The organism is uncultured Roseibium sp. (assembly GCF_947494555.1).
Taxonomy (GTDB): domain Bacteria; phylum Pseudomonadota; class Alphaproteobacteria; order Rhizobiales; family Stappiaceae; genus Roseibium.
On the sequence record NZ_CANLVF010000002.1, the window covers coordinates 187584 to 211978 of the forward strand.

The 24395-nt window shown below is 53.9% G+C and carries 22 protein-coding genes and 1 tRNA gene; 10 read left to right on the plus strand and 13 right to left on the minus strand.

Going from position 1 to position 24395, the window contains the following annotated elements; translation table 11 throughout:
• Positions 1 to 10: 10 nt before the first annotated feature.
• The 4 genes from Q0915_RS09440 to Q0915_RS09455 all read right to left on the minus strand — a co-directional run bounded on the left by Q0915_RS09440 (position 11) and on the right by Q0915_RS09455 (position 4503).
• Positions 11 to 814, minus strand: coding sequence for an amino acid ABC transporter ATP-binding protein (locus Q0915_RS09440; RefSeq protein ID WP_299470701.1), 804 nt, complete (start codon positions 812 to 814; stop codon positions 11 to 13).
• 69 nt (positions 815 to 883) lie between these two features.
• Positions 884 to 2020 (minus strand): amino acid ABC transporter permease, encoded by a 1137-nt coding sequence (locus tag Q0915_RS09445; protein WP_299472298.1) that lies wholly within the window; start codon positions 2018 to 2020, stop codon positions 884 to 886.
• A gap of 27 nt (positions 2021 to 2047) precedes the next feature.
• Complete coding sequence (locus Q0915_RS09450) at positions 2048 to 3262, minus strand: amino acid ABC transporter permease (protein WP_299470703.1); 1215 nt, start codon at positions 3260 to 3262, stop codon at positions 2048 to 2050.
• A gap of 221 nt (positions 3263 to 3483) precedes the next feature.
• Positions 3484 to 4503, minus strand: a complete 1020-nt coding sequence (locus tag Q0915_RS09455) for an amino acid ABC transporter substrate-binding protein (protein ID WP_299470705.1) — start codon at positions 4501 to 4503, stop codon at positions 3484 to 3486.
• A 462-nt stretch (positions 4504 to 4965) separates the two neighbouring features.
• Between Q0915_RS09455 and metC the strand changes: the two genes are divergently transcribed.
• Positions 4966 to 6144, plus strand: a complete 1179-nt coding sequence (gene metC, locus Q0915_RS09460) for a cystathionine beta-lyase (RefSeq protein ID WP_299472299.1) — start codon at positions 4966 to 4968, stop codon at positions 6142 to 6144.
• A 59-nt stretch (positions 6145 to 6203) separates the two neighbouring features.
• Here the strand turns inward: metC and Q0915_RS09465 are convergent, their stop codons facing one another.
• The 4 genes from Q0915_RS09465 to Q0915_RS09480 all read right to left on the minus strand — a co-directional run bounded on the left by Q0915_RS09465 (position 6204) and on the right by Q0915_RS09480 (position 10104).
• Positions 6204 to 6518, minus strand: a complete 315-nt coding sequence (locus tag Q0915_RS09465; protein WP_299470707.1) for a lipid-A-disaccharide synthase N-terminal domain-containing protein — start codon at positions 6516 to 6518, stop codon at positions 6204 to 6206.
• A gap of 61 nt (positions 6519 to 6579) precedes the next feature.
• Positions 6580 to 7341 (minus strand): glycosyltransferase family 2 protein, encoded by a 762-nt coding sequence (locus Q0915_RS09470; protein WP_299470709.1) that lies wholly within the window; start codon positions 7339 to 7341, stop codon positions 6580 to 6582.
• Positions 7338 to 8249 (minus strand): phosphatase PAP2 family protein, encoded by a 912-nt coding sequence (locus tag Q0915_RS09475; RefSeq protein WP_299470711.1) that lies wholly within the window; start codon positions 8247 to 8249, stop codon positions 7338 to 7340. The genes Q0915_RS09470 and Q0915_RS09475 overlap by 4 nt, the downstream gene beginning before the upstream one ends.
• Positions 8230 to 10104, minus strand: coding sequence for a glycosyltransferase family 39 protein (locus Q0915_RS09480; RefSeq protein ID WP_299470713.1), 1875 nt, complete (start codon positions 10102 to 10104; stop codon positions 8230 to 8232). The genes Q0915_RS09475 and Q0915_RS09480 overlap by 20 nt, the downstream gene beginning before the upstream one ends.
• A gap of 167 nt (positions 10105 to 10271) precedes the next feature.
• On the opposite strand from Q0915_RS09480, the gene Q0915_RS09485 reads away from it, so the two are divergent.
• Positions 10272 to 11108, plus strand: coding sequence for a phosphodiesterase (locus tag Q0915_RS09485; protein WP_299470715.1), 837 nt, complete (start codon positions 10272 to 10274; stop codon positions 11106 to 11108).
• Positions 11108 to 11656: a CAP domain-containing protein gene (locus Q0915_RS09490; RefSeq protein WP_299470717.1), complete on the plus strand. Its 549-nt coding sequence runs from the start codon at positions 11108 to 11110 to the stop codon at positions 11654 to 11656. Before Q0915_RS09485 ends, Q0915_RS09490 begins: the two co-directional genes overlap by 1 nt.
• A gap of 148 nt (positions 11657 to 11804) precedes the next feature.
• Here the strand turns inward: Q0915_RS09490 and Q0915_RS09495 are convergent, their stop codons facing one another.
• A complete protein-coding gene (locus Q0915_RS09495; protein ID WP_366525276.1) occupies positions 11805 to 13190 on the minus strand; it encodes a YcaO-like family protein in 1386 nt (461 codons plus the stop codon).
• Positions 13191 to 13463: 273 nt separating this feature from the next.
• Between Q0915_RS09495 and Q0915_RS09500 the strand changes: the two genes are divergently transcribed.
• Complete coding sequence (locus tag Q0915_RS09500) at positions 13464 to 13754, plus strand: hypothetical protein (RefSeq protein ID WP_299470719.1); 291 nt, start codon at positions 13464 to 13466, stop codon at positions 13752 to 13754.
• Positions 13755 to 14112: 358 nt separating this feature from the next.
• On the opposite strand, the gene Q0915_RS09505 is transcribed toward Q0915_RS09500, so the two are convergent.
• Entirely contained in the window at positions 14113 to 16104 is a 1992-nt protein-coding gene (locus tag Q0915_RS09505) for a BTAD domain-containing putative transcriptional regulator (RefSeq protein ID WP_299470721.1), read from the minus strand.
• Between the two features lie 180 nt (positions 16105 to 16284).
• Between Q0915_RS09505 and Q0915_RS09510 the strand changes: the two genes are divergently transcribed.
• The 4 genes from Q0915_RS09510 to Q0915_RS09520 all read left to right on the plus strand — a co-directional run bounded on the left by Q0915_RS09510 (position 16285) and on the right by Q0915_RS09520 (position 21024).
• Positions 16285 to 16533 (plus strand): hypothetical protein, encoded by a 249-nt coding sequence (locus tag Q0915_RS09510; protein WP_299470724.1) that lies wholly within the window; start codon positions 16285 to 16287, stop codon positions 16531 to 16533.
• A gap of 988 nt (positions 16534 to 17521) precedes the next feature.
• The gene (locus Q0915_RS09515) at positions 17522 to 19273 is read left to right on the plus strand and encodes a radical SAM protein (RefSeq protein WP_299470726.1); all 1752 of its coding nucleotides are present in this window, start codon (positions 17522 to 17524) and stop codon (positions 19271 to 19273) included.
• A 59-nt stretch (positions 19274 to 19332) separates the two neighbouring features.
• The gene (locus Q0915_RS32085) at positions 19333 to 19572 is read left to right on the plus strand and encodes a c-type cytochrome (RefSeq protein ID WP_366525279.1); all 240 of its coding nucleotides are present in this window, start codon (positions 19333 to 19335) and stop codon (positions 19570 to 19572) included.
• Positions 19573 to 19755: 183 nt separating this feature from the next.
• Positions 19756 to 21024, plus strand: coding sequence for a PQQ-dependent sugar dehydrogenase (locus tag Q0915_RS09520; RefSeq protein WP_299470728.1), 1269 nt, complete (start codon positions 19756 to 19758; stop codon positions 21022 to 21024).
• Positions 21025 to 21075: 51 nt separating this feature from the next.
• On the opposite strand, the gene Q0915_RS09525 is transcribed toward Q0915_RS09520, so the two are convergent.
• Positions 21076 to 21768, minus strand: coding sequence for a hypothetical protein (locus Q0915_RS09525; RefSeq protein WP_299470730.1), 693 nt, complete (start codon positions 21766 to 21768; stop codon positions 21076 to 21078).
• Positions 21769 to 22066: 298 nt separating this feature from the next.
• On the opposite strand from Q0915_RS09525, the gene Q0915_RS09530 reads away from it, so the two are divergent.
• Together Q0915_RS09530 and Q0915_RS09535 are read left to right on the plus strand one after the other, a co-directional pair.
• Positions 22067 to 22300 (plus strand): hypothetical protein, encoded by a 234-nt coding sequence (locus Q0915_RS09530; protein WP_299470732.1) that lies wholly within the window; start codon positions 22067 to 22069, stop codon positions 22298 to 22300.
• Positions 22301 to 22720: 420 nt separating this feature from the next.
• Positions 22721 to 23470, plus strand: a complete 750-nt coding sequence (locus Q0915_RS09535) for a class I SAM-dependent methyltransferase (protein WP_299470734.1) — start codon at positions 22721 to 22723, stop codon at positions 23468 to 23470.
• 157 nt (positions 23471 to 23627) lie between these two features.
• On the opposite strand, the gene Q0915_RS09540 is transcribed toward Q0915_RS09535, so the two are convergent.
• Positions 23628 to 23704: transfer RNA gene (locus Q0915_RS09540), tRNA-Arg, on the minus strand.
• Between the two features lie 145 nt (positions 23705 to 23849).
• On the minus strand, positions 23850 to 24155 hold the full coding sequence (locus Q0915_RS09545) for an ETC complex I subunit (RefSeq protein WP_299470736.1): 306 nt from the start codon (positions 24153 to 24155) through the stop codon (positions 23850 to 23852).
• Positions 24156 to 24395: the final 240 nt, after the last annotated feature.

Here is a 24395-nt window from a genome sequence, read left to right on the forward strand (position 1 = left end):
TCAAACCTGATCAGTGATGCAGGATCTGGCTGAGGAACAGCTTCGTGCGCTCGTGTTGCGGATTGACGAAGAAATCTTCCGGTTCGTTTTGCTCCACGATCTGTCCGGCGTCCATGAAGATCACACGGTTGGCAACCTTACGGGCAAAACCCATTTCGTGGGTCACGCACAGCATGGTCATGCCTTCTTCGGCAAGACCGACCATAACGTCCAGAACTTCCTTGATCATTTCAGGGTCAAGCGCTGACGTCGGCTCATCGAAAAGCATAATTTTCGGGTTCATGCAAAGCGAACGGGCGATTGCCACACGTTGTTGCTGACCACCGGAAAGCTGCCCGGGATACTTCAGTGCCTGCTCGGGGATCTTGACGCGCTCCAGATACTGCATGGCAACATCTTCAGCTTCCTTCTTGGGCATCTTGCGAACCCAGATCGGAGCAAGCGTGCAATTTTCCAGGATCGTCAGGTGCGGGAACAAGTTGAAGTGCTGAAAACACATGCCGACTTCACGCCGGATCTCGTCAATTTTCTTCAGGTCGTTGGTAAGTTCGATGCCGTCGACCAGGATCTGGCCCGCCTGATGTTCCTCCAGACGGTTGATGCAACGGATCATCGTGGACTTACCCGAACCTGAGGGTCCACAGATAACGATGCGTTCGCCACGCATCACCTTGAGATTGATATCGCGCAGGACATGAAAGTCGCCGTACCATTTGTTCATGTTGTTGATTTCAATCGCCACATCCGTGTCGGAAATCGTCATCTTCGAGCGATCGGCGGCAAGCTCTTCCGCGTTTACAGCATTCTCGGTCATGAGGTCTTACTCCAGAAGGTCGTTAGACCGGGGCGCTGCGCAAAAGTCGCGCGCCCCGAGATTTTTTCTTTACCGTTTGTGTCCCGTGTGCAGCTTGTTCTCCATGAATATGGAGTATCGTGACATGCCGAAACAGAAGACAAAGAACACGATCGCAGCAAACAGATAGCCTGTATGTCCCTGGCTTGGTGTCGACCAGGTCGGGTCGGTGAACGACGACTGAATCTGCCCGAGAAGGTCGAACATTCCGACGATCAGAACCAGTGTCGTGTCCTTGAACAGGCCAATGAAGGTGTTGACGATGCCCGGGATCACAAGTTTCAGGGCTTGCGGCAAGATGATGAGATACATCATCGGCCAAAAGCGCAGGCCCAAGGCCATTGCGCCTTCATACTGCCCTTTCGGGATCGCCTGCAGACCACCGCGAACGACTTCCGCCATATAAGCCGCGGAGAACAGTGTCACACCGATCAGGACGCGCAGGAGTTTGTCGAACGTTACGCCTTCCGGCAAGAACAGCGGCAACATCACCGAAGACATGAACAGCACGGTGATCAGCGGCACACCGCGCCAGAATTCGATGAAGATTATCGAAACCAGCTTAATGATCGGCATCTGCGATCGCCGGCCTAGTGCCAGTGCAATACCCAATGGGAGCGACGCCACAATACCTGTGACCGCGATAACCAACGTCACCAGAAGACCGCCCCAGACCGCCGTCTCGACGATTGGCAGGATAACGGTGCCGCCGATCACGAGACCGGTAAGCAGGAAGTAGGCAACAATCGGGAAAACGATCAGGAAAAGGATCGCATTCATGCGTTTATAGGGCACACTCGGGATCGCTAGAGGAACCAACAGCAGCGCAAACAGTGCATAGACGATATCCACCCGCCAGGTTTCAACCGACGGATAGCGGCCATAGATGAACTGCGGGAAGTATGCTTCAACATATGCCCAGCACGCACCGCTATGTCCTCCGTCCTGCGGCAAGCAAGCTTCGCGATTATCACCGGTCCAGACCGCATCAATGAATGCAAACTGGATAAACGGCGCAATGATCCAATACGCGATCAGAATGCCGATAACGGTGAGGATGGTGTTACCAATCGACGAGAACAGGTTTTGACGCATCCATCCGATAACGCCGGTGGTCGACACCGGCGCCGGCAATGTCGGCGCTTCTTCGGTTCTTATCTGGAACATTTGAGAACTAGCCATGTCGTGCGCTCCTTATCTTTCCACGAGCGCCATGCGCTGGTTGTACCAGTTCATGAAGGCTGATGTGAGCAGGCTGAGCGACAGATACACCGCCATCCAGATGCCAATAATCTCGATTGCCTGACCAGTTTGGTTCAGAACCGTCCCGCCAACGGAGACGAGATCAGGGAAGGCAATGGCGACTGCCAGCGATGAGTTCTTTGTCAAGTTCAGGTACTGACTTGTGAGCGGCGGAATGATCACCCGCATTGCCTGCGGGATGATGACCAGGCGAAGTGTCGGGCCCTGGCGAATTCCGAGAGCGTGCGCGGCCTCCGTCTGGCCATGGCTCACAGCCTGAATACCTGCCCGAACGATTTCCGCTATGAAAGCCGCCGTGTAAATCGCAAGGGCTGCCGTCAGCGCCAGAAACTCAGGTATCAGGTTCATCCCGACACCCAACTCAAAGCCCTGCCGCAGCCGGGGGCCCGTCTCCACAAAATTCGGGTGCTCCAGCTGCATGGGCATGCCGGTAATGAAATAAGTTATCACCGGCAGGCCAACGATTAGGCCGACTGCGGTCCAGAACATCGGGAACTGCTGACCTGTCTCCTCCTGACGTTTGCGCGCCCACCTGGACACTGCGACTGTCGCAATAATCGCTATGATAAGGGCATAGCCTATGAACTCCGCACCAGGTTCCCAAATCGGCTTGGGACCGCGCAGCCCGGCGATATTCAAATGGAACGTGTCGAACAAGGACCATTTTTCACGTTTGCCGGGAACAGCGCGCAGGACCGCGAAATACCAGAAGAAAATCTGGAGAAGAAGTGGAACGTTGCGGATCAGCTCGACGTAACAATACGCCAGACGGCTAATGACCCAGTTGTTCGAAAGCCTCGCGATGCCGACGACAAAGCCGACAATTGTCGCACAAAAAATGCCGACAACCGCAACCAGAAGCGTATTCAGGAAACCAACAAAAATCGCCTGACCGTAACTGGAAGTCTCGGAATAAGACGCAAGCGACTGAATAATGCCGAAACCGGCAGTATTTCCAAGAAATCCCCAACCTGAGGCAATGTTTTGCCGTTCCAGGTTGGCGACAGTGTTCGTCACGATGATGTATCCGAAAGTCAGCAGCAACACCACCAGCAGCACCTGGTAGAAATAGCCGCGTACTTTGGGATCGTTCATCAGCGAAGCACGCGCCGGCGCCCCCGCCGAGTCCTGCTCCATTACTGACATAGAACCTCGCCCAAGTTCACGGAAAGAGCCCGGCTCGAAGCCTCTCCTCTTTCCCCTCTTATCTGCTTCTGCAACACGCTGACGCGCGCTCCCCAATCGGCTTATGAAGCAGTTTGTTCCCCCACGCGTTTCCCGGTTGTCCGGTCTTCTTTGCGCGGATTTGTTTTATTGAGGGTTCCGGCAATTCTGCCGGAACCCCTTTTCCTCATCAGGAATGAGGATTAACGGATCGGCGGAGCGTAAAGGAATCCACCGTTGCTCCACAGAGCATTCACACCGCGGGAGATCCCGAGCGGAGTGTCCGGACCAACGTTGGCATTGAAGGTTTCTTCGTAGTTGCCAACATTCTTGAGGACGTTGTACGCCCAGTCATTCGACAGGCCGATGCTTTCACCGAATGCACCTTCAACACCGAGCATACGCTTGATGGACGGATTGTCGGAAGACTTCATCTCATCAACGTTTTCAGATGTAACGCCAAGTTCTTCAGCGTTGATCATGGCGTTGAGGGTCCACTTGGCGATGTTGAACCATTCGTCGTCGCCCTGGCGGACAACCGGTCCAAGAGGCTCTTTGGAAATGATTTCCGGCAGAACCATGTGATCGCCCGGGTTGGTCAGTTTCAGACGCTGCGCGTAAAGACCGGAGGCGTCTGTCGTGTAAACGTCACAACGGCCGGCATCGTAAGCAGCAACAACCTCGTCAGCTTTTTCGAATGCGACGATTTCGTACGGCATGTTGTTTGCACGGAAATAGTCGGCAACGTTCAGCTCAGTGGTTGTACCGGTGTTGGTGCAGACCGAAGCGCCGGACAGTTCAAGCGCGGACGTAACGCCCAGGTCCTTGCGGACCATGAAACCCTGACCGTCATAGTAGTTGACGCCGGCAAAGTTCAATCCGAGCTGTGTGTCACGAGACATCGTCCAGGTGGTGTTACGGGACAGAACGTCCACTTCACCGGACTGCAGCGCTGTGAAGCGCTCTTTAGCGGACAGCGGAGTGAATTTAACAGCCGACGCATCTCCGAACACCGCAGCAGCCATTGCGCGGCAAAGATCAACGTCGAGACCGGTCCAGTTCCCCTGTGCATCCGGATTGGAGAAACCCGGGAGACCCTGGCTCACCCCACACTGAATGAAGCCTTTTGCCTTGACATCTTCCAGGGTTGTCGCACTCGCGGCCGTCGAAGCGGCGACGCCCATTGCAGCGCCGAGTACGAGTGGAAGGATTTTTTTGGACATGGATATGCAGCCTTTATTTGTTACCCATACTTTTTATTATGTCGGGTTCGACCGGAAAAATTCTTCGCGCCTCGTTTGCGGACGAGCGCCTGCCTTCTAAGCGGCTTCCTCCAGAATTCTCCCGTTCCACCCAACGTGCCCATACGATGGCATTTAGCTGTTCGGGTCAAGTACTTGCTGTCATTATCTCGTCAAAATTCGCAGGCTGCGCTTAAATTCAACGTGGTCGGATGCACAAATAGCGAACATGGCTAAAACGAAATCATTCAATGCTCAAAATGAGTTCACTCGCTCCAAGAAAATCAGAGCGCCCGTTAACCCTAATAACAAATTACCAACAAGACATACTGCTTGTGGGCGTTTCGGAGGCCTTGTTGGCCGACCTGGAGATTGTCTAGAGTGAGCGCTCTCGACCCGGCTGTGTCCGGTGTCCCTTCCATGCCCACTCGAAACAGATCCCTCATGTCAAATTCCGATCCCAAGTCTTCCCTGAAACCAGACACTAAACTTGCGCATTTAGGACGCGAGCCAAGGTCGTTTCACGGGTTCGTCAATCCCCCCGTCGTGCATGCATCGACCGTTCTTTATCCGGATGTTGAATCAATGCGGCCAGGCGGGCAGAAATACTCCTATGCCAGGCGTGGAAATCCGACCACAGATTCACTTGAAGAGGCTCTTTGCGAACTTGAAGGCGCAGCCGGCGTAAAGCTCACCAATTCCGGCCTGAACGCTGTTGCGCTCGCGGTTCTTTCCTGCGTGAAGTCAGGCGATCACATACTGATTACTGACACCGCCTATCATCCAACGCGTCATTTTGCCGATACAGTCCTGCCGAAGTTCGGTGTCAGCGTTGACTATTACGATCCATTGATGGGGGTTGGGATCAAGTCTCTCTTCAGGCCCAATACAACGGCCGTCTTCACCGAAGCGCCCGGGTCTCTCACTTTCGAGATGCAGGACATTCCCGCGATAGCTGAAGCAGCACATGATATCGGCGCCACGGTACTCATGGACAACACCTGGGCAACTCCGCTGTTTTGCCAGCCCATTTCGCTGGGCGTGGATCTCGCCATTCAGGCAGGAACAAAATACATCGTCGGGCATTCAGATGCGATGCTTGGAACCGTTGCAGCGAGCGAACGTGCCTGGGAAGCCCTTGACGAATATTATGGTGCGATAGGTGGCCATGTTGCCCCTGATGACGTCTTTCTCGGCCTTCGCGGGCTGCGGACGATGTCGGTTCGTCTGGAAAGGCATCAGCGTAACACCCATGCCGTTCTGAATTGGCTGAAGGACCAACCCGCCGTCGCGAACATCAGCTATCCCGCCCTGCCCTCCGATCCCGGTTATGAGATCTGGAAACGTGACTTTTCAGGCAGCACCGGCCTGTGTGCGTTCGATTTCGCGGATGGCACAACAAATGAGCAATCAAATGCTTTTCTGAATGCCCTTAATCTGTTCGGTCTGGGATATTCGTGGGGCGGCTTCGAAAGCCTTGCGATCCCTGTCAAACTGAAGGGTTCGCGGTCGGCGACCCAATTCGACGAAAAACGTCGCTCCGTCCGTCTTCATATCGGGTTGGAAGATCCGGAAGATCTGATCACGGATATCGGGCAGGCACTAAACAAAGCTTTCGACTGAAAGCCAGCCGGCTTTGCCGGCTGTCTCCCAATGAACTCATAGGCATAAATGGTGCGGCCTCAGATCGTCGGATCTTGCCGCTTTTCCTTGAAGATCAGCCACAGGTTCCGGAAATAAATGATGAGCCCAAGCCCCTGCCCTGCGATAAAGACCGGATCCTGACGCTGTATGGCGTAAATCAGGAGCAGCGAACCACCGGCTATGGAAAAGAACCAGAAGGCGACCGGCACGATCGATCGGCCGACGCGCTCGGATGCGATCCACTGGATCACGAACCGCATCATGAACATGGCCTGGGCAAAGAATCCCAAGATGATCCAAAAATCGAATTGCTCGACGAATACAGTGTACAGCCAGTCGTAAAGAGCGCTCATGGGCAGATCCAGTCGGTCCAGTCGGGCGTGTTTCCCGTTGTGCGTTAGTTTCGATCGTCCGTCAGGTCAACGGCCGGACGGTGGGAATTTTTTTGCGCCGGCGGCGTAGCCACCAGACACCAAACAAATCCAACACGCCGACAAGCGCGCGGTCAAAAATTCCGTATTTCGACGAGCCATGACGGCGTTGCCGGTCCTGAACATCAATATGAACGACGTCGAAACCTTCCCTGATCACGAGCGCCGGCAAGAAACGATGCCAGCTGTCGAAATAGGGCAGTTGAAGAAAAATCTCTCTCCGAAGCGCTTTCAGGCCGCAGCCGCTGTCACGTGTTTTGTCCTTCAAAATCGCGCCGCGGATCTTGTTGGCAAATTTTGACGCGTATCTTTTGGCAAGACTTGCCTTACGACCAAGCCTTTGACCGGCGGCAAGCGCGGTTGCAGGCCCTGCAGCGTCGAGCGCATCCAGGAGTTTCGGGATGTAGGCAGGATTGTTCTCACCATCGCCGTCTATCGTGGCGACGACATCGCCGCGCGCATGCTGCAACCCGGTCCTCACCGCGCAGCTTTGCCCACAGGCGTTTTCATGACGAACCGGACGCAGCCAGTCGTGCGTGGCGGCGTAGTCCTGCAGAACGATGTCCGTCCCGTCTGAAGAACCGTCGTCAACGACGATGACTTCGAACGCTCTTCCCTGCAGCGCGGCCTCGATCTCATCGAGAAGGATAGGCAGGTTCTGAGCCTCGTCCTTGGCCGGCACGACGACCGTTACGGCCAGTGCGCCCGCGTCGGACGCAATGTGCTCGAGATAGCTCTTCGTCATGAAACCGTCCGTTCTGTGTCTTCCGCACGCGTCTGCTCATTCGGAACTCTATCGGCACCACGCTGGCCTCTAAGAACCTGCCAGACCGCACGCACACAGGCTTTTGCCGAACGGATATTCATATTCGGCTCGATTTTACCCGACGGTGAAAGATGGAATCCGATCCTGCGCCGTGCCATCGCCCTGACCGTGAAAAACGTAAACGTCATGCCAAGCAGCGTTCCGGCAATGACATCGCTCGGGTAATGCGCACCAACCATCACGCGGCTGAAGGCCACCCAGAAGGCGGCGACAATGATGAGCCAGCGATAGGACGGAAAGATAAAGGCAAGTGCGGTCGCCAGCGCGGCGACGGTTGTCGAATGTCCTGAGGGAAAGCTCGTGTAGGTTCCGTCGAATGCCAGAAAATCGAAACGGACCGGCCCGACCTGTTCATAAAGCTTCGGACGGGCGCGCCCAAGCGACCACTTGAAAGCAATCGCGATCAGACCGGTGGCCGCAACTGAATAGAAAATAAAAGCTGCGTACGTGAAAACCGAGCCTATCGCCATTCGGATGCGGAAGGCAAAACGCCCCGCATCGAGAGCGAGAAGAAAAAGGCAGGTCAACCCTGTAGACAGCAGGATCCAATCCGCCTTGCCGAAATCGGTGAATGCCCGAAAGGCATTCCGGTACTCACCGGGAAGAGAGCGCAGCCACGGATAGGTGGGGACATCAAAGACGACGACCGCGACACCGACGGTCAGCAACAAGATGGCAAGTATGTCCTGCGGCCTTTGACCAGGTGACAAAGGATCGAGGCTGTCGCGCGCCCTCTCCTTGCGCCCCTTAAACAGCATCTGCGCCCGTCGAATATTGCCGCGCATGCGCGCAAGTATCCGCCGGACATTATTGCTGCTCTTCGACATTTCCGTTTTCTACACCTTTTGCCGCATTGTCATTCTGGTAAAGCGCGATGTCGACGATATCACCGCCATTAATATTGAGGCCGTCTACCCTTTTTCTGACCACCGGCACAAGGCCAAACTCCTTGGCGGACGTCAAAAACGCCGCTTCTTCCCGGCTTTCTATGGCGGCGATGCGGCATAAACCCGAGTGCTGAACGTCCTTTTGAGCCAAAAACTCCGCTGCGTCCTTCGGCGAGACGATACGTGTTCCCGTTCCTTCCAGGAATATGAAACTCGGTTCATGAAATCCGGAGGTCACGACTTGCCGCGTCGGACCGTTCTCGCAACCGGGAACTTCATCGAGGGCCGCCACCAGACGAGGACTGACCCAGATGGGTGTCAGAGCGGGCCCCACGAAACCCCAGATGCCGATTGCGACGCAAACAGCGCTGAACGCGGTGGCAGGAAAGGCATGAAGTGCTGGTCCGCGGAGCAGCCTGGAGGCCGCCGCAATCCCGAACACTCCTCCGATTGCCACAATCACCACTCCGGGAGGCGATGGCCAGATTCCGAGGACAAACGGGCCTGCGAATGCGGCCACAGCCAGTCCGACAGGAGGCAGCGCAAGAAGAACAGACGCCAGACGCTTTACCCACTTTCCGGTTTGTTCGCCGGCTCCCTCCAGGAGTGCGGCAGCAACTGGCAGCGCAAGTGCCGGCAAAATCGGCAGCGTGTAGTGCGGCAACTTTGTCGCCACGAGTTCAAAAACGATCCAGGTCGGTACAAACCAGGCAAAAGCGAAAGTCACCAGCGGGCTTGTGCGTTCCTTCCAGATCAACGGTAGCGCTATCAGGAAAAATGCCGGCAGAGGCCAGAATATGCCGAACATGGCGCCAAGATGCGTCAGCGGCGGCGCGCCGTGCCCTTCCTGTCCCTGCCCGACTTTCCCCAGCAGATCCCTGCCTATGGCTTCCGTAAAGAATGTACCGTCCGTCGCAATCCAGATTGCGACAAACCAGGGCGACACCAGCAGCAGCAACCATAGGATCCCGATCAATGGAGCCGCCGCCTTGAACCACCGGACCTGCCGCTTCAGAACCATCAGTGCGACAACAGTCAGGCCAACCACCATAAGTCCGACCGGCCCCTTGATCAGTACGGCTGCAGCAAGCGCGGTCCAGAACAAGAAACTGAGCCCCCACAGACGTTCGCCGGGATCCTTGAGCCAGATTCGCGCCAAAGCCCCCTGCGCAATCGCAATCGTTGCGAACAACATGGCATCTGTCTTTGCCAGGCGTGCCTCAACACCGACAATGATGGCAAGCGACACAAAACCGCCAACGAGGAGCGCACCTGCGGGACCAAGGAAAGCGCGTGCCATCCAATAGCTGGCCAGGACACTGAGTGCCGCACCGATCATTGACGGCAGGCGATAGACCCACAACGGCGCTTCAACATCATGGCCGGTCAGCTTCACCGCCGCTGCCTGCAGCCAGTAGATACCAACCGGTTTTTTATGACGGGCCTGATTCTGAAACCGGATGTCCACATAGTCACCGGTTTCCAGCATCTGTTTTGTCGCCTGCGTGTAGCGCGGTTCGTCCCGATCCAGCGGTGGTACGGTCCATTGCCCAGGAACAAACAGCAGGAGCGACAAGAGCAGCAGCAAGAACGGTGCAGTAACATCGTGCCCGAAAATCTTGAGCCAGACAGGCTTTCGAATTCCGACAGGTCTTGTTTCCGAGGAGGTTTCTTCAGTCGTCTGGGTGGCTGCGCGCTTCATGTAGCCGACATTGACTTCACCTGCCTCACGCTTGTCGGCTTCATCTGCTGCCGCGTCTTCTTGAAGCTTCTGGGTATCGCTCTTTTCTGCCATCTAATGCCGTTTCCAAAGTCTGCCGCCGAAAAGCAGCCTGGTGCGTGTCGCCGCCCGGAAACCTCTCCTACATGAGAGTTCGAAAAAGGGAAACAAGTGCTTGCCCTCGCGAAGCGCTGGGCTATCGTCCCTAGGTGAATTCGTTCGTTGAGTCTCCAGGATTTCAAATGACCCTCATTGCGCAGATAACAGATTTGCACCTTCGGCCAAAAGGTCTTGCCTGCTACAGGGTGTCCGATACAAACATGTTTGCAGAACGCGCCATCAAAGCGCTGCTCGCATTTTCTCCAAAAATCGACGCCGTTGTCGTTACGGGTGACCTGACTGACCGAAGCGACCCGCGGGAATATGCGGTTGCAAGAGACCTCTTGTCGCGTTTCGACGTGCCGGTTCTGCTTATGCCCGGCAATCACGACAGCAGTTCCGGCATGCGCCGCGAGATGAAGGATTTCCCCGGAATTTGTGACAGCGATACCGACAAGATCCACTACCTGAAGATGATCGGTGACGTTGCGCTCATTGCACTGGATTCGCATATGCCCGGCAGCCCGCAGGGCCAAATCGGGGCGGAGCAATTGTCATGGCTGGACAAGACCCTGCAGGAAACCGATGCGCCTACCATGATTGCACTCCACCACCCGCCGGCACTTTCCGGGATTGTTCATATGGACAAGATGGGGCTAAGGGATTCTCGCGAGCTCGAAGGCGTCCTTTCCCGGCACGATCATGTCGAGAGAATTCTCTGCGGTCACATCCACCGGCCGATTATCGCAAGTTTCGCAAATAAAATCATGACGCTGGCCCCGAGCACGGGTCATCAGGTCCAACTGGACCTGTCGGAAGACGGTCCGGCCATGTTCAATTTCGAGCCACCGGCATTCTTCGCGCATTACCACACCCGGGAAACAGGTCTGGTGACTCATATGGCATACATCGAAAGTTATCCCGGCCCCTATCATTTCTTCGCCGATCCGGGAGTAACCTGGCCGGGAGACGAAGCCTGATGATATCGCTCTACAGGCAATTCGGTCGTCTGAGATTTGCGCTGCTCCTCTTCAACCTGGCTCTGGTTTCAGCGTGCAGTGTCTTACCGGGCAGCAGTGACCTAGAGGACAAAACCGTTCTGACGGACCAGTCGGTCGACAAGAGCCAACTCCTGTCGCTCATCAATTCCTATCGGAAACAAAACGGGCTTCCTGCTCTCAAACACGACCCCGCACTTGATGATGTTTCGCAAAAGATGGCACGCCACATCGCGGAACGGGACAGCATGGACACATGGCAACACAGTGCCTTCGGACTTTCTCAGCGCCTCAGTAAGGCCAGTTATCCAAACTATGCAGGGGCTGAAAACCTCGGCGCCGGATATGCGAACCTGCCGGCGGCCTTCAAAGGCTGGCAGGGTTCGGAAGGTCACAACAAGAACCTGCTCAACCCATATGTCACCCGGGTTGGCATCGCCCGGACAAATCGCAACACTGGGACATGGCGAAATTTCTGGGTCATGACACTTGCCAGGCCCAAAGAAGACGGGCGTCCGGTTCTGCGATAAAAAAGGGCGGGATTGACCCGCCCAGTTTCTTCCAGAGATCGGATGACCCAGTCATCACCCGGACACCAAACTCATAATTATGAGTTTTAAGGTCATGTTTTATTATCGAAGGCTTCCTGCCTTGTCAATTTACTCCTTAACCTTTGTTTCAAAATGGAAAAGGCCGCTTCTGAAACTCCTCCTCCGTTCCAGGAACATGCCGAAGCCCTCTTTTGAGGACACCGTCATAAAGGCGTTTTTTTCCAAATCGAGGTTCCCAGCTGCACAGATCTTTCGAAATGAGTTTGATGCACGGAATGTTGAGGTCGGGGCGGGTCGCGTCGAATTCCCAGATTTCGATATTCTGATCGCGGCAACTTCTCAGAAGGTCGTTATGGGTGAATTCGATTTCATGTCGTGCCGGAAGAGATGTTGCCGTGGCGCGTAGGGGCAAGTCTTCAAAGATCGACCTTTCCCGCGCGTAGGCCAGTTGTCTGGGCGCGTTGGTCACAGAAGACGTTGGCTTCTCACTTCCCGGGTAAGCCTTTTCCATCAGCACCAGTGCATTTTCCGACTGCAACAGTTCTTCCACGGCCGAGTTGCAGGCCGCAGACATGCTCAGGCCGGCAGCAGATCCAAAGGCGCTCATTTTCCCTTCGGATTCATATGACACGGCGATAACCACATGGACATCGAGATCGGTATCCACTGAAAGAAGCCGCCACTCGCGTTCTTCATTGTCCAAAAAGCCACAAAGCGTTTCGCCCAAAACCGGACCAACGAATTCATGAGGCAGAGAGGTTATCCCCAGGCGGTTGTACCACGCCTGTCCAACCGCATCGCGTTCAACCAGTTCAAGCAGCGCGCGCCGCCTCGCACCCTCATGACAACGCCAAACCGCGCACCCGACGGTTGACGCAAACCCGAATTCCTGCCCCTGGCAAAAATCTATATCGTGGAACAGGATCGCGAAACTTGGGCATTGCGCGATCTCATCTCCATGAAGGCGCCGCAGAACTACACGGTTTTCAGATAGGCGCGCCCAATCCGGAGTATTTGTATCCAGTTTTTGACCGTTACCTGCCAACCGGCGCGCCGCTTTCCTGCTCTGAGTTTCACTTAGCCCAAGCAAACTTGCAATCTCTACCTCCGGTAGCAAATCCTGCCTTCGCTGGATCCTTGGATCCTGCTCCGCGAGACGACAAAGGCTCAATCGCTCAGTTAGTTCCCCCAGACAACCAAAAGCTGCAGATCCTAATGTACCCGCCTGCCCGCCTGCGGGAATCACCTTCGCGTGCGCCGCACCATTCCCGTCGCCGGCAACCGCACCTTTCAAAGTTCCGGTGCAGAACTGAACAGGGCACCCCGCGCGAAACATTGGCACAAGACGGATGTCAAAACCGGACAACAAAGGGAGAAACAATCGAAGGTCATCATGGGCCTGGTTAGGAGCGAATGCGGTGTGACTTTTCTCTTGCTGCACCAACCCGAGACGTAAGAGATCGGCGAGCACCTCTGCGGATATCTTTGAACCATCAATCGTATTGGTGCGCATGCTCTGCCGCTCTCATGACCCAGTAAAACAGTATCAAGCAAAGTATCTTTGAAATACAAGCCTCTCCCTACAATTGTGTGAACTGTAAAAGTAAGAAACCGCTATTGAGCAATAATTTTTTCTCGTTTTATATTTTTCTCGAAAGCAGTCAAGCAACAGTAAAAATATAAAACCAATAATCTTTTACTAAAGTTTGACTTATTTCGGTTTGGCCATGTGACCATCCAATCACCCGCCAAGTCAAAATTCAACTTTAACTTCATGAGGCTCACTATGCACGCAGTAACGACTTCAAAAACCGAATTGGAACTTGGCGCAAAGCTTGGCGCAATCATCCAGGACAGCGATGCCCGCGAAAAACTGATCGAGAACCCAGCTGACGTTTTGGGCGGGCTTGGAGCGAATTCAGAGGTAGTTATTCATGCTGACACAGCAGACAAGGTTCACCTTGTAGTGCCGGCGGAAGTCGACCTTTCCAAGGTACAAAGCGAAGACGACGCCTATTTTGAGGAACTCGGACTAGCGGCGCTGGGAAGCTGTTTCTACGAGGACCTTCCGGAGTAATCTCACAAGCAGCAAAGCAGAGCCGTTTGCAGCACTACGCGAACGGCCCTGCTTGAGCAGGAGACACAACATGGCGCGATTTCCGTATTACAAACGAAATGTTAGATTGCTAGGTCAGCTGATAGCAAAGGCCGCCACAAACGAAGAAACCTTCAGATCTTTCAAAGCTGACCCTCGTACTTTCCTGAAGAACATTGGTTTGCCTGACGAGACAACAAATTTGATTGACTTTGTTGTTGTAGCTGAAACAAGCAATCGAAAGTCAGTTGCTCTTCCTTACCGGTTGAATTCGGAGAAACTTGACGCTCGAGATACCAAATACCTCGAAGATCTCTCAAACATGTTTCCTCGAAACCATCTAAATTGAATCGCCGCCAAACAGGAACTTCTGAACAAGTTCTGCACCACGGTCGAAATTTGCACGCACCTTTTTGTTCTGGAAGAAATTGACCCTGCGTCGCCAATCTTCCAAATCCTGTAGATCGCCAGGCGAATTTTTCATCAGCGATTGCCGATGATCTCCAAATCTCCGCAAGATTTGAACTGCCTCTTCGTGCCGGTCTGCACAAACAAGCGCGGCGACACGCGTTGTTAGCCCGCCGATGCTTACACCAGAACCTCTTTCAATCTGCTCAATTGCACCCTCGTAGTCTTCAGCTGCAAAATAGATGTTCGCAAGATATTCGTAGAAAACGCGTGGGATAAACGCAAAAAGGTTAAACGCTTTTTCAGCGGTAAGACGCGCTTCGTCAACATCACCCGAAAAAGCTAAGCCTTCGGCGACGGACATCAGGTTTGACGGGTCAGACGCGCTTAACCGCCCAGCATTTTGGAATGCGCGCCTAGCCTCTTCTGGCTTATTCGACAATATTAGTGCCCAGCCATACACCCGCTGGTTTACCGCTTGCCATGGATCGAGAACAATTGCCTGCTCAGCCAAATTGAGCAAATCGTGCATCCCCTCGGAAGTCGTTTTGTCGTGCAACGGGAAGTGCAATGCTTGTTTCATGATGATCGAAGCCTTGCCTGCATATGTTCTGGAAAAGTTTCGGTTTGATCTCTCCAACTCATTTAACAGTCGCATCGCTTTTTCATCGGACTGCGGCGTAAAATCCCAGAGAAGGGCCTCCGCCTGACACCAGCGCGCAAAAACTGAAGTATTTGAAGGATTCCGGAGGCGTTCGGTTGTAAAACTGTGCACTCGGCTTACGATATGGCTCGCCGCAGGAAGAATGCCATTCCACTGAGATAAATCGACAATCTCGTTAAAAACAATTTGCCCGTTTCCCCGGTCCTCAAATTGCACAACGACTTTTCCCGAACGATCATCGTGCCTAAAGCGCAAGAAGTAACTTCCGAGATCATGCCCTTCGACCAACGTTGGCGAGGGCGCATTTTTTTCACCAAAATACTCCGCTTCGAACAAGTCGAATGACCTGAATGAAGACAATCCGGAGACAATTTCCTCTCGTAAATATATCGCATCATTCAAACCGGTTTTCGCAAGCGAAGCGGAAATAACCGATATTTCCGGCAACCGAACAATTGTGTCGGAGTTTGACAAGTTGGTGAGTATGGGGCCGACTTCACCCGGGCGCCTGAATTCGCTAACCTGCCAATCCTTCTCATCATTGTCTTCAAAAAGATCGAGCGTTTCCTGGTCCGGTGTGGCGTCCAGGTGCAGCTTCATTTCGCGTTCGCAGGCTTTGAGCTGCTGCTCCGCCCGTTCCCGTTGACCAAGTTTGAGATAGAGCCTGATCAAGGCACGGTGGGCCGCCTCAAGAGCCGGATCAACCTTTAAAAGAAACCGGGCACCGGCCTCGGCATTCAATCCACCATCGGTCGTAGAAATCTGGTTTAGATGCCTGAAAGTAGCTGATGCAACCTCGGATCTCACCCGTTCACGCTCAACCTGAAGCCAGTCCGAGAACTCGGTATCAATATCGTCAAAACCAGCGAGAAAATCGCCGCGCCAAAGGTCTTTCGCGCCCTGGAAATCTTCCGTGTGCCCTCTATCAAGCAACCTCATTATGGCGGTCAAATCTGATGAAAACGATTCCGGATCAAGCCTGACATCACCGCTTGACGACTGCAGAACGTCGACCTCGGCTTCTTCTTCCGCCGTCTTGAGTTGGCGCAATGCCTGGCGCAGAGACTGCATCGCCTTGGGACGCTCGGCACCACTCCACAACAGGTCCGCGAGCTTTTCTCTTGGAGAGCTCATCGAGTTGACGCGGCTCAAATAGCCCATAATTGCCAGAGCCTTACGGGTTTTTACTGCAACAGGTTCCCCATTTTTGCTCAAGAGCAACGGACGACCTAGACATGCGAAGCAGTACGCGTCTGCCATCAATTCCCCGTATTTGAACCACACGTTTACCGTAGCTTAGAAACGCAAAAGCCAATGCCACACAACCCGATATACAACAATACTTTATCACGCTAATATCACGCTGCAACAGCATGCTTCCTGTGGATGGTTACGGCAGCTTCGCTGCAAATGGAAAATCGAATACTGGTGGGTAGTATAATGTCAAAGACAGTCAGTAAGTCCGATCGCACTGCAAATGAGCAGGAGCCCGCGGTCGAAGCGATCAAAAGGATGATCCGCTACACAAAGAAGGAAGCCGACAAGGATGGTCGTACCTTCTGTTCCTATTGCCTCGATATGGCACTTCAATCGCTTGAGGACGGCTCCGAGGAACTGGACATGATTCTCAAGACCAAAATCACACCGCTTATGGTCGGTCAGCCAAACGCTGAACAAAGAAAATCCTGAGAGCCACACGGGCTCTTAAATTTCTGACCCAAAACACCGGTTCGCATAAAGCGGACCGGTTTTTGCCGGTAGAACCACATACCGTTGCGGGACGAAATGCTACCGCATTCATCGCCGATTTCTAATCATTTCCCGAAAAACGCCATCTTCGTTGCGCCAGGACACTGCTGCGGACAACGGGTCACACCCTAGATTTTCTGTCATCTGCCGCCGGATCGAACCGAGCAAGGCCAAGGCAAGAAAAAGGACGCTGGCCGTAACCAGCGCCCCCCTGCGTTAAAGGAAGATTGTGTTTTGACGAATGGCGCTGAGCAGCCACCATACGTCAATACTCTCCGCTTTTACACTGACCGGTCGCCTCCGAGGAGACATCCAGTCCGTGACCACAAAACCACAAGATCTCATGCTCACGCCGATCATACGGATAACCCGCCGTTCACCGGACTACCGGGACGCCCTTCGCTTCACGTGAATGCGTCCGGCGCATCCCATGTGGCACCCGAAAGACCAGTCGCGATTTCCGTAAGACGGTACGCTCACCAGCTCCGGCATGGGCTACTGGATCTTCGGGCCGTCATGCGGTTGCCACCCCGCCATCGGTTCCGAACCAGTAGTAGGTATGATGGTGCTCTTTTGCTGTTTTCGTGTCCAGTTGAATTCGCAGCTTTCAACAGAGACTTACGCAACTGTTGATAAGATGTTGATAAGTTTAATTCACGATTTTTACTGCACTGCACAAGTATTTTCAGAGCGCCTTCAACTCAATCCGGCCCACAATTCAAACCTGGCTGCAACTATCCTCAAACTATGTCCCGGACCGCAAGACCTGCTTTGCAGATGACAATCGGTGATTGCCATTAACTTATAGTTTGCCTGGAAAGGCCTGCTAGAATTCCCTTGCGGTAGCCAGTGCCTTCCGCGACAATGAACGCTTGGGAGAATGGCAAGCTCCTGGAAAAAGCAAGCACTCGATCGGAGCCTGGCGATAATGTCCAAGCGCTTTGCAGTTCTCTTGATCAAGCCGTCTCACTATGACGATGAAGGCTATGTCATACAGTGGCTGCGCGCGCCTATCCCGTCCAATTCCCTTGCTTCCGTGTTCGGCCTTATCAAGGACTGCTGCGATCGAAAAACCCTCGGTGCTGATATTGCGATCGATATCGCTGTAGTTGATGAGACGAATACGAAGGTTGAAACGAGCAAGCTTGTCCGGGAGTTGAAACAGGCAGACGGCTGCCTTGTCGGTCTCGTTGGGGTCCAGACCAATCAATTCCCGCGCGCAGTTGATATTGCACGCGACTTTATTGAAGCAGGAATACCTGTTGTGGCAGGTGGCTTTCACGCAGCTGGCAGTATCTCAATGCTTCCTGAGGTCCCTCAAGAAATCCTGGATGCGCAGGAAATAGGCCTCAGCATCTATGCCGGAGAAGCTGAAGGACGCATGGACGCTCTCTTGAGCGATGCCTGGAACGGCGAGCTGAAGCCGTTGTATGATTTCATGAAAGACCTGCCGCATCTTGAAGGCGCAGTTCAGCCGATCCTGCCGGCAGATGCCGTGCGGAAAATGGCCGGCGCCTATACGAGTTTCGACGCCGGCCGCGGCTGCCCCTTCCAGTGTTCCTTCTGCACAATCATAAATGTGCAGGGGCGCAAGTCCCGGTTCCGCACACCCGATGACATCGAGGCGATCATTCGCACGAACGCGAAACAAAACATCCGCCGTTTTTTCATCACCGACGACGACTTTGCCAGAAACAGGAATTGGGAGGTCATTCTCGACCGGCTGATATGGCTTCGCGAGGAGGAAGGGCTCAGGTTCAAACTCACGCTTCAAGTCGACACGCTTTGTTACCGGCTACCGGGTTTCATCGAAAAGGCGGCACGCGCTGGATGTGCCCGGGTTTTCATAGGTCTGGAAAACATAGACCCAGACGCACTGTCGGCAGCAAAAAAGCGGCAAAACAAGATCTGGGAATATCGCAAGATGCTGCAAGCCTGGAAAGATGCTGGCGTGATCACTTACGCAGGCTACATTCTCGGCTTTCCCGACGACACGCCCGAGAAAATCCAGCGCAACATCGAGATCATAAAGAAGGAACTCCCGCTCGATCTCATCGAATTCTTCTTTCTGACGCCTCTGCCAGGGTCGGAAGATCACAAGGTCCTTGCATCCAAGGACGTCTGGATGGATCCGGATTTCAACAAATACGACCTCAACCACAGGGTCACGCATCATCCGAAAATGACCGATCGCGAGTGGGAACAGGTCTATTTCGACAGCTGGCGGCAGTTTTACACGCCCGAGCACGTGGAAACGGTATTGCGGCGCGACGCGGCACGCGGCGCACGTACAAAGGCGCTCTATTCGTCGATGATCCATTTTCTCGGTGCGATCCTCATTGAAAAGGTTCACCCCCTTGAGTGCGGCATTGTTAGGCGCAAACACCGGGACCAGCGCAGATCGGGCATGAAGCTGGAACACCCTCTCATTTTCTACCCAAAACGGGCGGCCGAGGCCATTTATGTCGCCTTTTGCTGGGCGCGTTTGTTCCTGAAATTCAGGCCGGCGTTGAAACGTGTTCTGGCAGACGAGAATAGCAAGACATACACCGACCTTGCCTTGACGCCGACAAGCGAAGCGGAAGAGGCGGAAATGGAACTCATTCAGGTGTTCAAGGAAGCCATACCGAATACGCACGGAGCACCTGAAGTCGCGCGAAAAGCCGTTACAGCGAAATAGACATCTCAACTGTCCCCCGTGCACATGCCCAAACAGCGCGAAAAGTCCAATTCGACACATTGGCTGCACATCGATTCAGGTTCATTTGCAAGGAATTTTACAAAAGGAACTGCAGGGCATGCCACGGGCCTACGGCCAAAGGCCTATCCAGCTATCCAAAGCTGGTCGGGCAGTCTCCCGAGTATCTTGTTGACCGGCTTGAAAGATATCGCGAGAGAGAAAAAATCGGACCAAACACCTCTTTGATGGCACCGCGAGCAAAGAATTTATCAGACGAATTTATAATTAATGCTGTCTGATTTATTGCCCCCACGCTAAATTTACTTTAATTAACTAGCTTTCAGTAAATTTTCCAGCATTACTCACGCAGGGTAAATTTATTTGATACAACTTCAATTAAGGCCTAACCTCTCTGTTGTCTGAGCAACGCTGCAATAGCGTATCGAAATCGCATCGGACATAAGCAAAAATGGGAGGATTCAATGAAAGTTGGAAATGTCACCAGTCTTATGGCGCTTCTGATGAGTGCCACGGTTATCTCTACCCCAGTCTTTGCGCAGAATACCACCAGTCTTCAGCACACGCTTGTGCTTGAGGACCTGGAAAATCCCTGGGACATGGCGTTCCTTGACGACGGGACGATGTTCTATACCGAAAAATGTAAAGGCCTTTCGGTCCTGCTGCCGTCCGGTGAAACCAAGGCACTACTCGGCATAGGGGGATCTGATGGCTATGCCTCGACAGCTGACGACCTTTTCTGCGAGGGCCAGGCAGGGATGATGGGCGTCGCGGTTGATCCGAATTTCGCCAACAATCGCCGCATCTATGTCTATTCCACGTCCAACATGTCTGACCCGCACACCAACCGCCTGATGCGGCTTGAAGTCAGCGACGACTTTTCCAACGTGTCTGGCCGCACCGATATCGTCGATGATGTGCCTTACAAGATGAAGGCATCCGATCATCCGTTCGGCGGACCGGGTGCGCACAATGGCGGAAGGGTCCGCTTCAATCCGGGTGACGGGTATCTCTACCTGACGACGGGCGACACACATAACGGGCAGGTTCCGCAAAGCCCGACCATGATGGGAAGCAAGGTCCTGCGCATTGATTCGGACGGAACCGCAGCGCCTGAAAACACACCACCCGTCGGTTTCGACAAACGGACCTATACCTACGGGCACAGAAACGTTCAGGGCATCGCGTTCCATCCAGGAACAGGCACCCCGATTGCTGCTGAACACGGCCCCTGGCATTCAGATGAAGTCACCGTGCTTCGCAATGGCGGAAACGCAGGCTGGGACCCGAGGCCGAACATGGCCGGACGCGGTGATTGTCCGGACGATTATTGCGGATACAGTCCGAACCAGATGGTTGGCGAAAACAGGTTCGCGCGCGCATCCTGGATGCCGATGACGGACTTTGAAACCTATCCGGGCGCCATGCCTCCGATCTGGAACAATAACGGCTGGTCTCAAGGCACCTCATCGGCTGCGTTCCTTGAAGGCGATGCCTGGGGTGACTGGAACGGCGCGATGGTCGTTGGCCTCATGGGGATCGGTTTCGGTGGCACGCCGTTGGGTCAGCGTATCGACGTTCTGCAGCTTACCGAAGACGGGACAGAGGTGATGGATGTCACCGAAATGACCCTTCCGATGGAAGCTGGCCGGTTCCGGTCTCTCGTCCTGGGACCCGATGGAAGCCTCTATGCTGCAGTTGACGAGGGCATGATCCACAAGATTACACCCTGAAGCGCGTAAAAACGAACGGCGGTGCTCAAGGGCGCCGCCGGACCACAAAAGCTACTGTCTTTGAAAGACGAATGCGTCCGGCAGCTCGAAGCGCTGGTCATCGACACGTAACATATGGATGCCTTCCTGCAGGCGCCAATCAATGTCCCTGCCGACACCGGACATCGTCGCGCTGGCTCTCACGAATTCTCCGTGAACAAAATAGAGCTTGCGTTCAAAACCGTTTGCAAATGTCACCACGATTGTCGCATCGCCGCCAGTGTCCCGCGCAACGGCCGCGCTGCATGATCCAAGCGCCTGACCCCTTTCCTGGGCACAGGCTATTGTTCCCTTGGCATCAAAGTCCCGCTTGCCTGCCCTGCCCTTGCTGGTGTCTTCGCCCATAGGGACGTTTCCGTCCGGACCGCGCGCGGCTTGCAGAACCTTTGACCTGACGTAGCCCTTCGCCCCGCCCCTGAATGGGCGAACCTCGCACCAGATCTGGTCAGCCGGGCCATCGCATCCCATGTTCGAAAACACTGTGCCCTGCTCAAAAGTATCAATGAGATTTGAACCGCTCGATGGAGACTCGTGAAGCGCCGCCTTTGAAGCCACGACCTCCAGGCGCCGGGGACCACCCTCCTTAGGTGTCTTCTGGGAACCGGGCGGAAGCCCGCTGTCATCCGCCATGAGCGGACCGGACGCGATCATGCCGACGGCCGCAATGACAAAGATCTTCCAGTGTCCGGGATAAGAAACTCGCATAACCCTCTGCCTCCGGTCGAAAGGTCTTGAAACACTGACGCGGGGAAAGGCTAGGTGGCGTATGTTCTGGGGTCAAGATCGGCGTTCAGACACTGGCGGTCACGCGGATGCTTGAACCGCAAAAGCAACTCCGCTTTGTTTTCGAGAGAACAACTCACAGCGCACATGCCAGGTTCCATGATCGGATGCCGTGACGTTGTTTTACAAACCTGGTTTCATCGCCAATCGGCGGGTTGGATGCTTCACTCGACCCGTGTGTGCCCTATATCAAATAGCATCCGACGAACACAGGTCACGCATGCTTCAGGACAAGAAATCCGAAACCGACGCGGAAAAGCAAAAGGTCCTTTTGCGTGAGCTCGTTGAAGAACTGGGCCGTGAAGACCCTGAGCTATACTATCAACCGACAAGCCACGTCGCGCGGATGGTCCGCCGAATGATATCCGAAAGTGACAAACTGAACGCCGACCAGCGCAAATTGATGGCGCGGCTCAGCGAACGCGACCTTGAGGTTCTACTGAGCCTGCATTGATACAACGAACGTGTGGCTTCGAAGCACAATCGGTATGTTGGTCTGATCCCACCTCACTTGCTTTCGGTGTCATTGTCCGAGCTGGAAAACTTGATGGATTAGGGCTCCGGCGGGTAAGTACAGCGCATTGTTTTGTTGAACTTACTCTCCCCTGCACTCGAGGAAATCACGGTTTTATCCGATTGATTTTACTAAGGACTTTCGCCAATCGTCGCACCAGCTTCCGCTTGCCTCGACGCAAACCCGATCTGCTCGTCTGAAAACCATTTATTCGGCATCGGGACACGCCTCTCTCATTGGAAATGCAGCCAAAATTCGCACGCAACTCGGATCCGTTTAAGAGGTCGAGACCAAAACTCCGTAGGTCAATATGATAGCCTGAGACCTATCAAGTGTAGAAACTCATTGGGATAGCAATCAATGCAGCGACTTGAACTGCCAAGCGAAAGCGAACTGGTCGCAAACTTCGAGCTTTTGTCGAAAAACGTCGAGCCGATCATGAGATATTCGCAGGCCACGGCGCAAAAGTCTTTTGTGGCCGATGACGGCCGAAAAGCGGATTTAGAACGAATGACTTTCTCGCCCGAAAAAGCAGCGTTGCTTGCCTATCTTTGCCAGCATTGCGACGCGGAACTTTCTATTGAAATAGGCTTCGGCATGGGTTCATCTGCCACTGTAATTCTGGGGACAAGGAGGTCGACCGGAAGGAATTTTGAACACCTGATCATCGATCCGTGGGGCATTAGCAGACTAAATGGGGAAATCGTTCAGGACTACCTTGAACGAGAGTTCGGACCCAAGTTTCAGCGGATCTGGGAACGTTCTGAAATCGCTCTTGGTCAAATACTCAAGACCCGCGGACAAGGCAAAGCCGGGCTTATTTTCATCGACGGCGGACATCAGTTCGAAAATGTGATGACCGACTTCGTCCTCTCAGACCTTCTTTGTGCACACCATGGATACATTGTTCTGGACGATGCAGGTTTTCCTGCCATTGAAACAGTTCTGAATTACATAGGCGCAAACCGTCCAGACTATCAAATTGCCTATCAGCCGGTCCCGGATATTGCGGTTCTCCGAAAGGTCGCTCCCGATGAGCGTAGCTGGTTTTCGTTCAAACCTTTTGAAGTTCCCAATCGAAGTGATTGGACGAGTGTAAATCACGCTTAGTACGACACTCTTCGCCTTGAAGGCTAATCGAGGAACGCTTGCGCATCGCAGCGCCCATCTTCTGGACCGATTTGGAACTTTTTTCCCCGAACCATGAAAGGCAAGTACGGAGAAGCTTCCTATAAGCAACTGATATAATTCAACAACAGAAGGAGGATGGCGACCCCGGCAGGATTCGAACCTGCGACCATTCGCTTAGAAGGCGAGTGCTCTATCCAGCTGAGCTACGGGGCCGTCTTGTGCTGCAACCTGGGTGCCGGTTGCGTATAGCCTTAAATTCTGTTTTCGCGAGCCTGTCGATTCATCTTTCGGAATTTCAACAGACATTCGATCCTGGGTAAACGCGCGGCATGCGTTGCCAGTGCAATGACAGGGCATATCAGTGAGTCCAGGGGGCGACCCTCTTGAACTTGAAATTGTCCGCATAGGCCGCGCCGCGCACTTTCCGGTTCTGCGCTTTTTCCACACGGTGCGCGATGCCGTGACGCTTGGCATATGCAACGGCTTCTTCCTGTGTGTCGAAATACAGCCGCACCTGCTGCTTCATGTCAGACGAAGACGTATAGCCCATGAGCGGTTCGACGGACTTCGCGACTTCCGGCTCGTAGTCCAAGATCCAGCGGTGCGTTTTAGCCTTGCCGGACTGCATGGCGGTTTTTGCCGGACGGTAAATGCGTGCAACCATTTGGCGTTGCCCTTAATCAGTTCGTCGGTGTCTCAAGATCCTGAACAGCTTTTTCCCACCTTTTGCCCGGAAGTCAACACTGTTCTTGAAGTCGGGGGCCAAACGCGCGTTTGCGCGCGTGCCGGGTTTCCGGCCCGACTTCCTGTTCGCTGTTTGGCATGAATGACGCGGTGTTGAGATGACAGCGACATGCAGAGTGTGCTAGTAGCTACCTTAGCGAGAACTCAGCAGCCTTGTGGG

What these genes read in the sequence shown, in the direction of transcription:
- Q0915_RS09535 (WP_299470734.1), top strand. Translation starts at nt 22,721, where the DNA reads ATGCAGCGACTTGAACTGCCAAGCGAAAGCGAACTGGTCGCAAACTTC.
- metC (WP_299472299.1), top strand. Translation starts at nt 4,966, where the DNA reads ATGTCAAATTCCGATCCCAAGTCTTCCCTGAAACCAGACACTAAACTT.
- Q0915_RS09475 (WP_299470711.1), bottom strand. Translation starts at nt 8,249, where the DNA reads ATGTCGAAGAGCAGCAATAATGTCCGGCGGATACTTGCGCGCATGCGC.
- Q0915_RS09490 (WP_299470717.1), top strand. Translation starts at nt 11,108, where the DNA reads ATGATATCGCTCTACAGGCAATTCGGTCGTCTGAGATTTGCGCTGCTC.
- Q0915_RS09525 (WP_299470730.1), bottom strand. Translation starts at nt 21,768, where the DNA reads ATGCGAGTTTCTTATCCCGGACACTGGAAGATCTTTGTCATTGCGGCC.
- Q0915_RS09505 (WP_299470721.1), bottom strand. Translation starts at nt 16,104, where the DNA reads ATGGCAGACGCGTACTGCTTCGCATGTCTAGGTCGTCCGTTGCTCTTG.
- Q0915_RS09545 (WP_299470736.1), bottom strand. Translation starts at nt 24,155, where the DNA reads ATGGTTGCACGCATTTACCGTCCGGCAAAAACCGCCATGCAGTCCGGC.
- Q0915_RS09485 (WP_299470715.1), top strand. Translation starts at nt 10,272, where the DNA reads ATGACCCTCATTGCGCAGATAACAGATTTGCACCTTCGGCCAAAAGGT.
- Q0915_RS09530 (WP_299470732.1), top strand. Translation starts at nt 22,067, where the DNA reads ATGCTTCAGGACAAGAAATCCGAAACCGACGCGGAAAAGCAAAAGGTC.
- Q0915_RS09455 (WP_299470705.1), bottom strand. Translation starts at nt 4,503, where the DNA reads ATGTCCAAAAAAATCCTTCCACTCGTACTCGGCGCTGCAATGGGCGTC.
- Q0915_RS09445 (WP_299472298.1), bottom strand. Translation starts at nt 2,020, where the DNA reads ATGTTCCAGATAAGAACCGAAGAAGCGCCGACATTGCCGGCGCCGGTG.
- Q0915_RS09520 (WP_299470728.1), top strand. Translation starts at nt 19,756, where the DNA reads ATGAAAGTTGGAAATGTCACCAGTCTTATGGCGCTTCTGATGAGTGCC.
- Q0915_RS09465 (WP_299470707.1), bottom strand. Translation starts at nt 6,518, where the DNA reads ATGAGCGCTCTTTACGACTGGCTGTACACTGTATTCGTCGAGCAATTC.
- Q0915_RS09470 (WP_299470709.1), bottom strand. Translation starts at nt 7,341, where the DNA reads ATGACGAAGAGCTATCTCGAGCACATTGCGTCCGACGCGGGCGCACTG.
- Q0915_RS09480 (WP_299470713.1), bottom strand. Translation starts at nt 10,104, where the DNA reads ATGGCAGAAAAGAGCGATACCCAGAAGCTTCAAGAAGACGCGGCAGCA.
- Q0915_RS09515 (WP_299470726.1), top strand. Translation starts at nt 17,522, where the DNA reads ATGTCCAAGCGCTTTGCAGTTCTCTTGATCAAGCCGTCTCACTATGAC.
- Q0915_RS09450 (WP_299470703.1), bottom strand. Translation starts at nt 3,262, where the DNA reads ATGTCAGTAATGGAGCAGGACTCGGCGGGGGCGCCGGCGCGTGCTTCG.
- Q0915_RS09510 (WP_299470724.1), top strand. Translation starts at nt 16,285, where the DNA reads ATGTCAAAGACAGTCAGTAAGTCCGATCGCACTGCAAATGAGCAGGAG.
- Q0915_RS09495 (WP_366525276.1), bottom strand. Translation starts at nt 13,190, where the DNA reads ATGCGCACCAATACGATTGATGGTTCAAAGATATCCGCAGAGGTGCTC.
- Q0915_RS09500 (WP_299470719.1), top strand. Translation starts at nt 13,464, where the DNA reads ATGCACGCAGTAACGACTTCAAAAACCGAATTGGAACTTGGCGCAAAG.
- Q0915_RS09440 (WP_299470701.1), bottom strand. Translation starts at nt 814, where the DNA reads ATGACCGAGAATGCTGTAAACGCGGAAGAGCTTGCCGCCGATCGCTCG.